Source organism: Dorea hominis (assembly GCF_014287705.1).
GTDB classification, from domain to species: Bacteria; Bacillota; Clostridia; order Lachnospirales; family Lachnospiraceae; genus Dorea_D; species Dorea_D hominis.
This window is the reverse complement of sequence record NZ_JACOOY010000013.1, coordinates 1-15,004: the sequence shown is the minus strand read 5'-3', so window position 1 is coordinate 15,004 and position 15,004 is coordinate 1. Positions and strand designations below refer to the sequence as shown.

Below are 15,004 nucleotides of genomic sequence, written 5' to 3'. Positions count from 1 at the left end.
GATGGAATGGAATGTATTATTTTTTGTAAACAGTGTGTTGCTGGGTGTTGGCCTTACAATGGATGCGTTTTCCGTGTCGCTGGCGAATGGGCTTAATGAGCCAAAGATGCGGAAGAAAAAAATGTGCGGAGTAGCAGGTGTATATGCATTTTTTCAGGCATTGATGCCAATGACCGGGTGGATATGTGTACATACGATCGTGCAGTATTTCCGGGCGTTTGAAAAGTTTATCCCATGGATTGCGTTAATATTACTTCTTTATATCGGTGGAAAGATGCTGTGGGACGGATTTAGGAATGATGAGGAAGAAGAGAAGCCGGGTGTAGGCGCATGGGCTTTATTTGTACAGGGAGTGGCAACATCGATTGATGCGCTGTCCGTTGGATTTACAATTGCAGAATATGATTTTTTTATGGCGCTTGTCTGTTCCCTGGTCATTGCTACCGTAACGTTCTTTTTTTGTATTTCAGGACTTGCGATCGGTAAACGGTTCGGAACAAGATTTGCCGGAAAAGCAACGATCCTTGGGGGAATTATTCTGATCGTGATCGGTCTGGAGATCTTTATTGCCGGTGTATTTTAAGAGAAAAATCAAGTGACAATGGTCACAGAAAAAGCGCTGTATCATTCTGCTCCATGTTACGGTATTTTTACTCATAACAGATATTGTTGTAAATGTAGTTCCGGAAAAATAAAATCGGGAAGAAGTGCTGTCATTTATCATGAGTATGTATTATTTCAGGAAAATGAAGCGTGTACGCGGAATATACTTTCAGTAAATAAGAAAGTATTTAAGGTGTTTATATGACCAGTCAGAAATTGGAGAATCTTTTAAATCTGGCACTGGATTCTACGGAAGAAGAGAGAAAAAGATCACGGAATCTGGATGTTGGGTATGACCGGCTGGAAAGAGAGTGGGACCTGATCGTTAAATATTCCGGGAACCTGGGACGTGTAAGAAATATTGCAGTACGTGTAACGGAACTTCAGAATGAATATGCAGTCATCAGAATCGCGGAATCAAAAATAGAAGATCTGACGGAGATTACAGAAGTTGAATATGTGGAAAAGCCGAAAAGATTATTTTTTCAGGTAGCGAATGGAAAGCGGGTATCTTGTATTAACGAAGTACAGGATACGCGTTTTTCTTTATTTGGACAGGGAATTCTGATCGGGATCATAGATTCCGGGATTGATTATGCAAATGCGGATTTCAGAGATGCAGATGGAAATACAAGAATCCGTTTTCTGTGGGATCAGTCTTTAAATCCAGAACCGGGGGAGAGCGCGCCGAAAGGATATGAAATTGGCGTGGAATATACAAGTGAGCAGATCGATGAAGCTTTACAGGAAAATTCTGTGACAGAGCGGATGAAAAGAGTGAGAAGCCGGGATGTTTCCGGGCATGGAACGGCGGTGACTGGTGTGGCAGCAGGGAATGGACGAAACAGTAATGGAAGGTATGCGGGCGTGGCGACGGAAAGTGAACTGCTGGTTGTCAAACTTGGAACACCTGATGTGGAGGGGTTCCCGCGGACAACGGAGCTTATGCTGGCACTGGATTATGTTATCCGAAAAGCGTTGGAGCTTCGCATGCCGGTAGCTGTGAATTTAAGTTTTGGAAATACCTACGGTTCACATGATGGAACATCACTGGTGGAACGTTATATCGATGATATGTCAAATATGTGGAAAAGTGTTATTTGTGTCGGAACCGGAAATGAGGCGGCAAGTGCCGGGCATACATCCGGTATGTTGCAGGAAAATACGGAAACAGTCATTGAACTTGCGGTGCAGGAAAATCAGCCGGCGCTGAATGTGCAGATCTGGAAAGAATATGCGGATGTTGTGGAGATTTCTGTAATTGCGCCATCCGGTCTTCGAAGTACGCAGATTGCAGAAATACTTGGAACACAAAGATTTACACTGGGACAGACAGAACTGCTTATTTATTATGGAAAACCGAGTCCATACAGTACTGCACAGGAAATCTATATTGATTTTCTGCCGGTAAACCGTTTTGTCGGCAGTGGTGTGTGGAAAATTATAATACAACCCGTAAAGATTGTGAATGGTTTATATGAATTATGGCTTTCGGGAGATATCATGCTGAACCGCGGAACCGGGTTTTTAAAGCCAGAAGCAACGACGACGCTTACGATTCCTTCTACGGCAGGACGGGTAATATCTGTCGGTGCATATAACGGAACAACATTTTCCTATGCTGATTTTTCAGGAAGAGGTCCACTGAGGAGAGGGGGAGGCATTGTGGAGAAGCCGGATCTGGTCGCACCGGGAGTCGATGTGACGACGGTGACAACAGGCGGCGGATATGCAGCGTTTACCGGGACATCTTTTGCAACCCCTTTTGTGACAGGAGCAGCAGCACTTCTGATGGAATGGGGGATTGTGAAAGGGAATGATCCATATTTGTATGGGGAGAAGGTGAAGGCTTATCTGAGAAGGGGAGCAAAACCACTGCCGGGGTATGAGGAGAGACCGAATGCGGAGAGCGGATATGGGGAGGACGTTATAATAAGGTTACATTGAAGAAAGTCAGTAAAATCAAGTGTTTCCGTTCATTTTCCCAACACAGAAACGAAGCACTTTCACCATGATTTTGAAGAAAATCTGCCCGGGTTGGATTCAAAATAATATGGAAAAAAAGATTTGTAGCAATGACGTAACATGAACATCTGGTTCTGTTACAGATAAAAGTTTAAACGAAAGAGAGGTCACAGTAATATGAAACTGACTTATACAAATGTAAATGGATACCTGATTCCGAACCTCACCTATAAATCCGGTGAGCAGATGGAGCAGCTTGGCAAATATGGATTCTTACGCAGAGATTATCTGAAGAACCATCGAAATTCAACGTATCAGGTGATGCTCTTACAGGATACCATTGGAGCGCATCTTCTGGAAGTGGACAAGGCAGCCAGGGAACGGGAAGAAGTGATTCTGAAACAGTTGGAAGAAAAAGAACCACTGCCGGATAAGGAGAAAAATCAGATGGCATGGGTAAGAGCTGCCAATCAGCACAGAGCGATTGCAGAAGAGATTATCCTGAAAGAATTGATTTATGTATAAGGATTGTCAGTAACTAATCTGGCAGGTAACTGATAAAAATAGAATATTGTGAGCGAAGTAAGGCGTGAGTCATAAGATATGGCTTGCGTCTTTTTCTTTGCCTGAAAGGAAGTGATAAGTTTGAATAAGAAGTTTTTGAAGCATTATATGGAAACCAATCCGGAAGGGACAGCACAGACCTATATTTTTCTGGTGGACAATCAGGATATCGCATTGAATATTGTGATGTCAGGTTATCAGGCGCTTTGTCTGGTGCAGGAAGATGATGGATATTATTTCAGTGCAGATTCTTTTATAGAGGAAATGAGATCTATTCAGTTTACTGGAAGCTGTCAGAGTGCCTATCATTATGTGACTGCCTGTACGGTGAAGTGGATGAATGATAAGTTACAGACATTTTTCAAAGACGCTGGTCTTGATGGAAAAGCGGGCTGGCAGTTGTTCAAAGAGAAGGAGTACCTTGGCAAACTGGATAATCAGAAAGAAGTTGAGAAATTACTGGAAAAGTATATTCTTCGGTTTGAGCGAGATCCGAAAGAAGAACCGGAACTGAGCCGTTTTCACTTATTTGATGCAAAAGGAAATGTGAAAGGTGTCCGGGATATGGAGATTGTAGATTACCTGGTGGAGAATGTTCAGTTTTTTGTGGTGGGAATCACACCGTATTATTATGAGCATGGTGTTTTCCTGGAAGACCATGATGGGGTAAGAATGAAATACCGTATCCAGAAGCTGATCTATCGTGACCAGGTACAGAGTGGAGTGATCAAAAGAATCTATAATCTGCTGATCGCACAGCCAAAAGTTCACCGAGAGGCATATGAACTAAATAAACAACCTGTGAGGTGGATCAACTTCAAAAATGGATATTACGATCCGGTTACGGGTGAAATGCTGGAACACAATCCGGATTATCTGACAATCAATCAGATTCCATTTCCCTATTATCCAGAGGATTGTGAGCAGGTGTTACAAGGTGGAGAAAATATCAAAAAGTATCTTGCATCGTCTCTTCCAAATAAAGAAGAACAGCAGACATTCTGGGAGTATTTTGGATACTGCATGACACAGGATACGCAGTTTCAGAAATTCCTTACACTGAAAGGAAATGGTGGAACCGGAAAGTCTGTGGCAGTATCACTGATCCAGTATGTGGTTGGAATCACCAATATGTCCAGCATTTCTTTACAGGATTTGAACAAACGATTCTATGCCACAGGAATGTACGGAAAGCTACTAAATGCCTGTGCGGATATTCCATGTAAAGCAATGGAGAACACAGATGTATTAAAGAAAGCAGTCGGTGAAGATACACTGATCTATGAGAAAAAGGGACAGGATGCAATCCATTTTCACTCTTATGCAAAGTTACTCTTTTCTACCAATGAAATGCCGCAGAATCTTGAGGATAAGTCGGATGCTTTTTATCGCAGACTACTGATTCTTGATATGAACCGGGTAGTAAAAAGTGGTGAAAAAGATCTGCACTTAAAGGAAAAGGTACAGGCAGAATCCGATTATGCAATTCATATGGCGATGATTGCATTGAAAAATCTGTACGAACAGGGAAAGTTCACGGAGAGCGAACACAGCAAAGAATGTGTAAGAGAAGTGCAACGGACGTCAGATAGTATCTGTGCTTTTATTGATGAGTCATTGGTGCGTGCCAAAGGAAAACGTCTGAAACGAAGTGAAGTGTTCCATATGTATGAGGAATACTGCAAAGAGAATGGCCGACAGGGGCATGGTAAATCCAACTTTTTCAGGAATATGACAGATAAAGGTTTCCTTCTGAAGCAGTACAATGGTGAGTTTTATTATCAGGATATTGCAGTTAAGGAAGAAGATTTTTGTCCTGTAGATCCAGAAGAAAGAATACCTTTTGAAGAAACAGATACAGATTATAAACAGTTACAGTTAAATATGAATCAGGGAATTAAGGGCATTTAGGGCAAAATAAGCAAAAAGAAATGTTACCGGAGCAGGAGAAATAACAAAGATAGCTGCCAGAGTACATAAAATTTTGCTTTTTTTACACTGACTGCCCTTTTTCATGTATCAATGTTCTAGCTGATACAAATATAGGTTTTTCCCGAATTTGGGAAAAAGTAAAAAAATAAAAATTAAGAAAGTGTGAGGTATGATTATGAGAATGATGAAAAACAACAATAATGAGACAGTTATGGTGATCGGGATTGATCATGGGTATGGAAACATGAAAACAGCCACCAGATGCTTTCCAGCCGGTGTAGCCAGATATGACAAGGAGCCAATCTTCCAGAATAATCTTCTTGTTTACAATGGCATGTATTACCAGATCGGAGAGGAACACAAGGAGTTCTGTGCAGAGAAAACGCAGGACGAGGACTATTATGTGCTGACACTGGCGGCTGTCGCAAGGGAACTGGATGGGAAAGGTATGAAGCGGGCAAAGGTACACATTGCAGCCGGACTTCCACTTACCTGGGTAGCTACACAGAAAGAAGATTTCCAGAAATATCTTCTCCAGAATGAATGTGTGGATTTTACATTCCGCAATAAAGAATATCATGTGGAGTTTGCAGGAGCTGATATTTACCCACAGGGATTTGCAGCAGCTTTTTACCGTTTACAGGATTTCAAAGGAATCAACATGCTGGCAGATATTGGAAATGGCACTATGAATATCATGTATATCAATAATTCCCGTCCATTAGAGAAGAAATGCTTTACAGAGAAATATGGAACGCATCAGTGTGTGCTTGCTGTAAGAGAATCCTTGCTGAAAGAACTGGGAACGGTGGTAGACGATCTGGTGATTGAGCAGGTGATCCGTACCGGGACAGCAGATATTGGTGAGAAATATCTGACAGTCATTCGTAAAGCTGCCAGAGATTATACGAAAGAAATCTTCCATAAGCTGAGAGAACGGGAATATAATCCAGAACTGATGCGTCTGTATGTGGTCGGCGGTGGCGGTTGTATGATCCAGAATTTTGGAGAATATGACAAGAGCCGGGTAACGATTGTACGGGACATCTGTGCCACAGCGAAAGGCTATGAAGCAATGACCGTAAGGAAGATCCAGAGAAACGGAGGGATGCTTGTATGAGAAAAGAACGGAAAATCATCAATACAAATATCCGTTTGAACCTTTGTGATGAACAGGACAGGCAGGCATGGGAATATTTGCAGACGATGGACAGGAAAAAATATAAATCGTACACCAGAGCAGTTGTAGTTGCTTTAAACGATTATTTTTCCAGAGAGTACAGGAATGAAGCAGATCCGTATCTGGAAACCAGAGAAAAGGAAGATGCATTTCTGGAAAGAGTGGAAACAGCTGTCCGGGATGGGGTGAAAGAATCTGTCCCGATGGCTATAGCGAAGAATCTGATGGAAATGCTTGTACCGTTTGTAAAAGAATCGGTGGGAGAAATTAATTTGCCGGACAGAACACTAACAATGGAGAAAACGGATGAAGAGATCGCAGAAGATAATCTGGACTGGGAGAAAGAAGCTGATATGGATGCAGCACTGGATTTTGCAGACAGTTTTTAGCTGATTATAAAAGAAAAGCAGTCTGGCTTACATAAAATAAATCAGACTGCTTTAAGTGGAGCTATTCTTTTTTCTTGGGTAAGGACGTTTATCATCTGTCAGGTTTAGCAGATAATCAACGCTGGTATTATGAAATTCAGCCAGTTTAATCAGAATGTGAGTAGGGATATCGACATCACCACATTCATAATTACTGTAAATACGCTGACTGCAATTTAGGATTTCACCCATATTCTTCTGCGTAAGGTCACGATCTTCACGCAGATCCCGTATTCTCTGATACATGTGTTTCACCTCTAGCATAATAATAACTTAGCGAGATATTCACTATTGAAATATAGCGAGAAATTCGCTACACTGAATTTAAAAATGTAGGAGGGAGAAGTACAGAGTGAAAGAGAAAGTGAAAAAGGTGCTGGTGTGGATTTTTGAGTTTGTCTTATTTTGTGGATATTTCTATGTTTTATTCGTGAATCTGGTATGTGGATTTGGATATGGAGGGATAAGCAGCAGAGGACAGGCAATAAAGATTTTGTGTGCTTCGTTCTTTCTTGCAGCGGGATTGCCAGGATTGATCTGGTATCAGCATCGCAGACTTATGAAACTGGAGAATTTATTACATGACCTGCTTGAAATTTGCGACAAAATAAAATAGCAGTAACAGGAAAAAGGACTGACAGTAAAGAATAGTTTTACGAAAACAGAATAGCAGAAAAAGACAATAGCAGTGATAGCATTTCAGACATTATGAGTTGGAGAAATGTTCATGACTGCTATTTTTATGCCTTTCAGCAGAAATAGAAAGCAGTTCAGAAAAAGAAAGACAGAAATAACAGGGAAATATGGCAGAAATGTGTTTGCAGATGAGAGGGGTGTACAAACAGGCAAAGAAAAGATATAGGGTGCCGGATACGGCACATGATTGTCCGATACTTCGCATCGGAGTGGTGCATGACTAGCCTGTTTCAGAAAGGGAAAATCTATGAAAGGTGGAGCTTTTCTTTTTCTTCCGCAGTCGGCTCCTGCACCACAAACCCACCGTCATCTCCATTTGGATTTGATAATGTAGGGTGGAAAATATTGCCTGGCGGGTGTCGATTCAGTGGTGGGGAGATGACAGGCAAGTTTCGCAGAGTGGCAAGCCACTCTGCACCGGAACCAGCCTTTGGGCTGTTCCTAAACTTGCCAGAGGGCTCTGCCCCTTGGAACCCCGGCACGCCAATTAGTAAGTATTCCTGCGAAATGTCCACCGGACATTCCTACGGAACACTTACTAATTGACTAGGACGCTGTCCTGCACCTGTATAAGAGAGCGTTGCACTCTCTTATAAATCTCCTGCAAATATGCCACCAGAATGCTGTGTCTGTTAATAAAGAATGAAAAATCAAGCAAAGAAAGGAGATAAAAGCCTATGAGAAAACGAAATCATACAGTAACTATACGAATGAATAAAGCGGAATACAATCTGCTTCAAAACAAAGTGAAAGAATCTGGAAGAACACAGCAGGAAGTTGTGATAAAAGCAATCGCAGACTTGAAGATAGCATCGGCAGAGGAAGTGGAAGAACTGAAAAGATTGAACCAGATGTTTGCAGATATTCTTTGCCAGCTCCGGGGAGCAACTACAAATATCAATCAGATTGCAAGGAAGCTGCATACAGATGGAGAAATCCCAAATGACAGTATGCTGTATTTCCTCAATAAAAATATTCTCAAGTATCGGAAGGAGAGTGAGAGGATATGGCAGTTAATAAGACGATTAATAAGCGGACAAATACACATGGAGCAATGAGAAACTGTATCGAATATGTGTTACGACAGGATAAGACCAGCGAACCGCTTACCTATGTAACAGGCCCGTACCGCCATGATGAGATTATCTATGATCTGGTGTACAGAACCTTTCTGGAAGAAAAGAAGTTGTGGGATAAAGACACCGGGAGAATGTACGCCCACAACATTATTTCCTGGCATAAGGACGAGCAGATCACCCCAGAGCAGGCATTTAAATTTGGAAAAGAGTTTGCGGAAAAATGGTTCAGTGGATTCCAGACTTTAGTAGCGGTACATAAGGATAAAGACCATATCCATTGCCATCTGGTTACAAATTCGGTGAGTTATGAAGATGGAAGAAAGCTGCATAACACCAGAAAAGATCTGGAACGTATGAAACAGCTTACCAACCAGATGTGCCGGGAGCGAGGGCTGACCGTTGCCGAAAAAGGAAAGCACTTTGATGGAAGCCAGATTGAAAAAGGGGAAGTCATTGCATGGAGCAAAGACAAATATAATTTGTTCCGTCAGCAGGTAAAGGATAGCTTTGTAGCGGACTGTGCAATGGCGGTGCTAAAAGCACTGGAAAATTGTATCAGTAAGGAAAAATTTATAGAAAAAATGAAGCAGTTCGGGTGGAACGTAAACTGGACAGAGAAACGGAAACACATCACATTTCAGAATCAGGATGGGAAGAAAGTACGTGATAGTAATCTGTCCAAAACATTCCATCTGGACATCAGCAAGGAGGGCTTAGAGAATGAATTTAATGGAAATAGGCAAAAAGCCAGAGATGCATCCGACAGGAACAGCAGATCAGACGAAGAACTCAGAAACTATTACAGAGAGCTTGACGCAGCCATCGCAGACGCCAGAGGAATCACTGATCAAGCTCAAAGTAGAGAGGGATATTCTCGTACAGAGTTTCGAGAAGGCGAAAGAGTTCATGCGAAAACAAAAACAGCAAATACAGATGCTGGAAGAAGAGAAACAGACGATCTCATCCGACAGGCAGAGATTGCGAGAAGAAGTTCGGAAATCAACCGTAGAAATTCAGCGTCTGACAACCGAGCTGTCCGAAACGCAGAAACTGAATCAATCGCTTCAGCAGAGCAACGACGATCTGAGGAACAGAAACGGTTTGCAGAGCAGGAGCGAGCAAGAGCAGCTCGAAGAAGAGATAAAAGACGTTCGGGACCAGAACTCTAAATTGCAGATACAGGTGAACAAATCATCTGTTGAAGCAGTGGATGATGCACAGAAGAAACAAAAAGAAGCGGAGAAAAAGACAGAGCAGGCAGAAACCAAAGTACGCAATGAAAAGAAACGGGCAGAGCTGGAAATCCGTAAAGCCAGAAAGAAAGCAAAAAGAGAAATTAATGATATGAAAGAAAATATGTACGTTTGGAGTTGGGGATATATTATGATTATTGTTTGTTCACTTGTTCAGAATGGGGCATTTCAAAGGGATATTCTTCAACTAGGAAAAAAAACAATTGAATGGTGGCTGGAATATGCAGAGTGGTTTGAGAACTTGGAGTATCTCGGATATTCAGCAGGAGAAGTGTTATTTGAACGTAGTTTTACAATGATTCTTATTATTTTTGGAATTATGGGAAGTGTTTTTCTTGTCTGGAAAGCAACTATACAGTACAAAAAAATATGGGATAGTATGTATAAAACAGTTCTTATCTTGAGTGTTTCGTTTATTGCAGTTTTGGGAAATATGATTCGTGAAGTTATTCCCATTAATTTATTAGTTATTGTTTGCTTTATTAATATTGGGACTGTTTGGATTAGGAAGTATTTAGAAAATAAATATTCCTAAAAAATTTGCAGGTATAGACAGGGAATAGGATGTGTTTATATTTCCTGTCTTTTATATAACCAGTTAATATATATTGCTATAAAATAAAATTGAGATGAAAGAATTAAGTGACTAATAGCTGTTGGAATTGAAAAAACAGACAAAAAATTGTAGATTACAATTTAAAATTGACGGAACGATAAAATTGAGATATACTTTTATAGGTTATACTAAGGCGATTTTCGCATTTTGAAATGGAGGATTAATCGATGGCTGTTAGCTATAGAAAACTTTGGAAACTTCTTATAGATAAAGATATGAAGAAAAAAGATCTTCGTTTATCTTCTGGAATTAGTACAAATGCATTAGCTAAATTAGGAAAAAATGAAAGAGTAACAACAGATGTAATTGATAAAATATGCTGTGCACTTAATTGTGATGTTGGAGATGTGATGGAGATCGTTGAGGGTGAAGAAAATATGAATGGAGGACATCATGATGAACATTGAGTTTCTCCAAAAGTATGCGATGACTGGAATATGGGAAACGGAAGATCTTAGATCATATAAGACAGATCTTTTACTTATGGCACAGCAAGAACAAAAGAAATTTAAACCTTTGAAAAAAGAAATGTATTCGGGTAACAAGATACAGATTATAGATTTTTTTAGTGGGGCAGGAGGAACTTCACTTGGATTTGCTGCGGTTAATGACATTATCCCCATATTTGATTTTTTGGGAGGCTGTGATATAAATAAGTTTTCGGCAGAAAGTTATGCACATAATTTTGATACACCTGTTATAAATAGAGATATTATTGAATTGGCAGAAGATAAGGAAGAATTAATCAAAGTACTTGATACTATAGGATATGATAAAATGAAACCAACAATTTTAATTGGTTGTGCACCATGTCAAGGATTTACGTCTCATAGAAAAAAGCATTGGAATGAAGAAGATGATCATAGAAACAATCTTGTGAATGTGTTTGCTGATATTGTGAGTTTTATTCAGCCCATAGCTTTTGTAATGGAAAATGTACCAGAGTTCTTATCAAATAGATATTGGAAATATTTTTATGCAGCAAAAAATAGATATGAACAGGAAGGATACATTGTTAAAGAAAATATATACAATGCTGCATCTTTTGGGGTTCCACAAGAAAGATTCCGATCTGTTGTAATAGGAATGAAAAAAGAATTTATATTACCAGAAGGATATTTGGAACCTAAAAATTATAAAACTGTTAGAGAGGCGATAGGAGCATTAAAACCTGTTGCTGCGGGAGTTGCAGATCCATCGGATCCTATGCATAAAAGTGCAGCACATAAAAAAAGTACCATTGCTGTTTTAAAACAGGTACCTCATGATGGAGGAAACAGACCAGCAGGTGTTGGTCCAGCGTGCCTTGATCGCACAAAGGGATTTTCGGATACCTATGGGAGATTGTATTGGGATCGACCATCAATTACTATAACACATTATGCTCGTAATCCTGCAAGTGGAAGATATACACATCCAGAACAGGATAGAGGACTTACTGCTAGGGAAGCGGCATTGCTTCAGAGTTTTCCAATTGGATTTGAATTTTTAGGGAAATCAGATGATGTATATCGCCAGATAGGAGAAGCAGTTCCCCCGCTTTTTTCAGCCGGGATAGCGATAGACATGTTAATAGAAATATTGTCAGTAGAGCCAACAAAGCAACAATTGAAAGAAGGTCCACAATCAATAGAGAAACCTGTCAGTAGTTCTTACTCAAGTGTTATTGCGGGAATAAAAACAAAACGAAAAGAGGAACTATATGGTTAAATATACATGTATAGATAGCTTTTGCGGAGCTGGTGGTTTGGGGCTTGGGTTACAGCAAGCGGGATTTGATATTCGTTTGAGCTTTGATATTGATAATCGGTGTATTAAAACAATAGAAGCAAATAAAAAATATTTTAGTCATCCAGCATTTACTGCAGATATAAATGATATGTTGGATGGAAGAGCTTTGAATATTTGTAAAATGCAACGAGGAGAATTGTTTCTTCTTGCAGGAGGGCCACCTTGCCAAGGATTTTCGGTGCAGAGACGAGGTGCAGATGAGGATCCGAGAAACCAGCTTGTTTTTAAGTATGCACAATTGGTAGATGAATTATACCCTCGATATTTTGTTATGGAAAATGTTTCAGGAATTGCGGGAAAAAGAGGGAAAACAATTCTGGAGGAACTTCTTGATAAACTAAAAAACATTGGATATACAGTTCATATTAAGCTTTTGGATGCCCAGAATTATGGAGTTGCACAAAGAAGAAAAAGATATATTATTATTGGTGAACGAAGTGATATGGGAGTAAATTACGAATATCCGAAAGAAATGGAGAAACATTACACGGTTAGAGATGTTATAGGAAGTTTGCCAGAGCCGCCTGAAGATGGAAGTGATTATCCCGGTATTTCGTTGCATAGGCGTGATAGGTTGTCGGAAATTAACCTTAAAAGGATTAGAGCTTTAAAACCGGGACAAGGACGAGAGTATCTTCCTAAAGAGCTTTTAGCTGATTGCCATAAAATAGATAGTTCTGTGATTGGATACAGAAATGTTTATGGAAGGATGGCGTGGGATGAGGTTTCGCCAACCATTACAGCAAGATTTGATAGCTTTACAAGAGGAAAGTTTGGTCATCCAGAACAGGACAGAAGTATTTCTCTTAGAGAAGGTGCAATGCTACAAACTTTTCCTAAAGACTTTCTTTTTACTGGAAGTAAAGTTGATATGGCAAGACAAATAGGTAATGCAGTGCCGCCATTGCTTGCTAAACAGATTGGAACTAGTATTATTGATTGTTATAAAAGGAGTGGTAAAATCTAATGTCATACAATGCTATTATGAAGACGTATTTGAAAGCACTTCAGAATCAATATAAAAATGCTATGAACAGTGGCCAGTACACTGCAGAATTATCCTATAGAATGCCACTGGATGCAATGGAAAAAGCACTAGCTAAAGAATTCAATCCAAATGAGGAGATAGATGTTATTCTTGAACCTACAACACAGGGGAGAGTTGGCCGTCCAGATTGGCGAATCCATAATAAACAGACTATGGGGATATATGGATACATTGAGGGAAAAGGACTTTCAGAGGAAGAATTTGATACAAAACCTTATGCAACACAAATAGAAAAATACCTTACACTGGGGCATAAGCTTATTATTACTGATGGGTTGGAATTTGTATTTTGTATGAGTAAGGACAGTGAACCGGCTGTTATATCTGTTATAGAAAAAGAGAAAATGCATACGAAAGATTGGTCTGCTCAAACGCTTAATCCACGTTTTGAAGTTTATATGAGAGAATTCTTCAAAAACCCATCAGCACAGCAGATGAATGAATCAAAATTGGTAGAACTAGTTGCTGTGAGAACAAGAATGTTGGCAGATGATATTTTAGAATTGGCAAATATTCCAGTTGAGGAAGCAATGAATGATAATGAAAGAGAAGTTATTATCTTGCTTCAACAAATGCGAAAATTGGTTTATAACCATAATGACTCGAAGTTGAGAACGGCAGACGTATTTGCTGATTTTACAGCACAAGTTATTATGTTCTGTCTTTTATATGCTCATAGAGTTTTGTGTTTACCAGAAGATACTCCAACTGAAAAAGAAAGAAAAATTATAGCCTATATTAAGGAAGATTTATCAGAGGGTGAAGCATTAACACCATTTAGAAATCTTATGCTTTATTTAAGAGATCATTCAGACAAGAATTTTTTTATTAATCAACGGATAGATGAATGTATTAAGTTTTTGTCTTTTATAAAAATGACAGATCAGCAATTAGTTAATCCAGATTATCATCAATTGTTTGAGCTGTTTTTGTCAAAATACGATGCAAAATCAAGATTCGATTTTGGTGCTTATTATACACCTAAAGCACTTGCAGATTTCGTGGTGAAATTGACAAATTATGTTGTGTCAAAGAATTTTTCGGGAAAAAGTATTTATGATGATGGAAATACCATTATAGATCCTTGTTGTGGAACAGGATCATTTATGGAAGAAGTGATTAACCATGACCCAGGAAATGGTGCATATACACTTTGCGGAATAGAAATTCTTCCAGCACCATATATGTTGGCGAATTATAGAATGGCTGTTTTGAAAAAGCAAGATGAAACGAAAAGAAACAGCGTGCATATTTTACTGGCAAATACATTGAGTAATAGTGTATTTAACGGAGATGCAAATAAAGATTCTATTGAAGGCAGAGAATTATTGGAAGCAAGTCGTATCTCTAATATGCCATTGAAATTAGTTATAGGAAATCCCCCATGTTCGGATACGATAAGAGATAATACAGATAAAGACTTTTCTATTATAAATCATCTTATGGAGGACTTTAGACCACCAAAAGAATTGAGAAGAGGTAGACAAAATATTCAGAAACAGATTAATAATCCATTTATGCAATTTTTAAGATGGAGTTGTAAAAAACTGTTGGATTCACCGAATCATTCAGTACTTTCATTAGTGGTGCCATTGTCTTTTTTCTCGTCAAAACAATAACTGCACGCCCTTGAAGTGTGTGAAATAAACTATCACTTCTGGCTCCTGTTCTTGCATCTGCATCTACAGATACAATCCATACATCAGAAAAATTTTCACACAAATATTTTCTAGCATATTTATATGATTCTGCTTCCAAAAAAGACAATGGCACCACCCTTTTATTCAATTGCTCAAGTTCTACATCCGCATTCTTTTTTTATAGCAATAAAGCCAGCCAGAACATCTCT

General features: G+C 39.3%; 16 protein-coding genes. 15 read left to right on the top strand and 1 reads right to left on the bottom strand.

The genetic code is table 11. From position 1 onward, the window contains the following. The first annotated feature begins 1 nt into the window (after window position 1). The 6 genes from H8S07_RS10260 (at window position 2) to H8S07_RS10235 (ending at window position 6,633) form a co-directional block, all read left to right on the top strand. On the top strand, window positions 2-583 hold the full coding sequence (locus H8S07_RS10260) for a manganese efflux pump MntP (protein WP_118519476.1): 582 nt from the start codon (window positions 2-4) through the stop codon (window positions 581-583). Window positions 584-804: 221 nt separating this feature from the next. Continuing rightward, window positions 805-2,550, top strand: coding sequence for a S8 family peptidase (locus tag H8S07_RS10255; protein ID WP_186855958.1), 1,746 nt, complete (start codon window positions 805-807; stop codon window positions 2,548-2,550). A gap of 195 nt (window positions 2,551-2,745) precedes the next feature. Further along, entirely contained in the window at window positions 2,746-3,093 is a 348-nt protein-coding gene (locus tag H8S07_RS10250) for a TnpV protein (RefSeq protein ID WP_118251815.1), read from the top strand. A 111-nt stretch (window positions 3,094-3,204) separates the two neighbouring features. Continuing rightward, window positions 3,205-5,043, top strand: a complete 1,839-nt coding sequence (locus H8S07_RS10245) for a DNA primase family protein (RefSeq protein WP_243002310.1) — start codon at window positions 3,205-3,207, stop codon at window positions 5,041-5,043. A 196-nt stretch (window positions 5,044-5,239) separates the two neighbouring features. Then, window positions 5,240-6,184, top strand: coding sequence for a ParM/StbA family protein (locus tag H8S07_RS10240; protein ID WP_186855957.1), 945 nt, complete (start codon window positions 5,240-5,242; stop codon window positions 6,182-6,184). Next, window positions 6,181-6,633: a hypothetical protein gene (locus tag H8S07_RS10235; RefSeq protein ID WP_055146809.1), complete on the top strand. Its 453-nt coding sequence runs from the start codon at window positions 6,181-6,183 to the stop codon at window positions 6,631-6,633. Before H8S07_RS10240 ends, H8S07_RS10235 begins: the two co-directional genes overlap by 4 nt. 51 nt (window positions 6,634-6,684) lie before the next feature. On the opposite strand, the gene H8S07_RS10230 is transcribed toward H8S07_RS10235, so the two are convergent. After that, window positions 6,685-6,918 carry a helix-turn-helix domain-containing protein gene (locus H8S07_RS10230; RefSeq protein WP_015540886.1) on the bottom strand — a complete coding sequence of 78 codons (234 nt, stop codon included), beginning with the start codon at window positions 6,916-6,918 and terminating at the stop codon, window positions 6,685-6,687. A 106-nt stretch (window positions 6,919-7,024) separates the two neighbouring features. On the opposite strand from H8S07_RS10230, the gene H8S07_RS10225 reads away from it, so the two are divergent. From H8S07_RS10225 to H8S07_RS10190, 9 genes are all read left to right on the top strand, one after another. Then, on the top strand, window positions 7,025-7,288 hold the full coding sequence (locus H8S07_RS10225) for a hypothetical protein (RefSeq protein ID WP_005333764.1): 264 nt from the start codon (window positions 7,025-7,027) through the stop codon (window positions 7,286-7,288). Between the two features lie 111 nt (window positions 7,289-7,399). Continuing rightward, window positions 7,400-7,534, top strand: a complete 135-nt coding sequence (locus H8S07_RS14650; RefSeq protein ID WP_279287680.1) for a hypothetical protein — start codon at window positions 7,400-7,402, stop codon at window positions 7,532-7,534. A gap of 511 nt (window positions 7,535-8,045) precedes the next feature. Then, a complete protein-coding gene (locus tag H8S07_RS10220) occupies window positions 8,046-8,426 on the top strand; it encodes a plasmid mobilization protein (protein WP_172733519.1) in 381 nt (126 codons plus the stop codon). Then, entirely contained in the window at window positions 8,375-9,616 is a 1,242-nt protein-coding gene (locus H8S07_RS10215) for a relaxase/mobilization nuclease domain-containing protein (RefSeq protein ID WP_186855956.1), read from the top strand. The genes H8S07_RS10220 and H8S07_RS10215 overlap by 52 nt, the downstream gene beginning before the upstream one ends. 13 nt (window positions 9,617-9,629) lie before the next feature. After that, window positions 9,630-10,235, top strand: coding sequence for a DUF6040 family protein (locus H8S07_RS10210; protein WP_118251871.1), 606 nt, complete (start codon window positions 9,630-9,632; stop codon window positions 10,233-10,235). 248 nt (window positions 10,236-10,483) lie between these two features. Next, on the top strand, window positions 10,484-10,723 hold the full coding sequence (locus H8S07_RS10205; protein WP_118251812.1) for a helix-turn-helix domain-containing protein: 240 nt from the start codon (window positions 10,484-10,486) through the stop codon (window positions 10,721-10,723). Further along, window positions 10,710-12,026, top strand: coding sequence for a DNA cytosine methyltransferase (locus H8S07_RS10200; protein ID WP_158565273.1), 1,317 nt, complete (start codon window positions 10,710-10,712; stop codon window positions 12,024-12,026). Before H8S07_RS10205 ends, H8S07_RS10200 begins: the two co-directional genes overlap by 14 nt. After that, the gene (locus H8S07_RS10195) at window positions 12,019-13,074 is read left to right on the top strand and encodes a DNA cytosine methyltransferase (RefSeq protein ID WP_118251810.1); all 1,056 of its coding nucleotides are present in this window, start codon (window positions 12,019-12,021) and stop codon (window positions 13,072-13,074) included. Before H8S07_RS10200 ends, H8S07_RS10195 begins: the two co-directional genes overlap by 8 nt. Then, window positions 13,074-14,774 (top strand): N-6 DNA methylase, encoded by a 1,701-nt coding sequence (locus H8S07_RS10190; protein ID WP_186855955.1) that lies wholly within the window; start codon window positions 13,074-13,076, stop codon window positions 14,772-14,774. The genes H8S07_RS10195 and H8S07_RS10190 overlap by 1 nt, the downstream gene beginning before the upstream one ends. The last annotated feature ends 230 nt before the right edge of the window (window positions 14,775-15,004 follow it).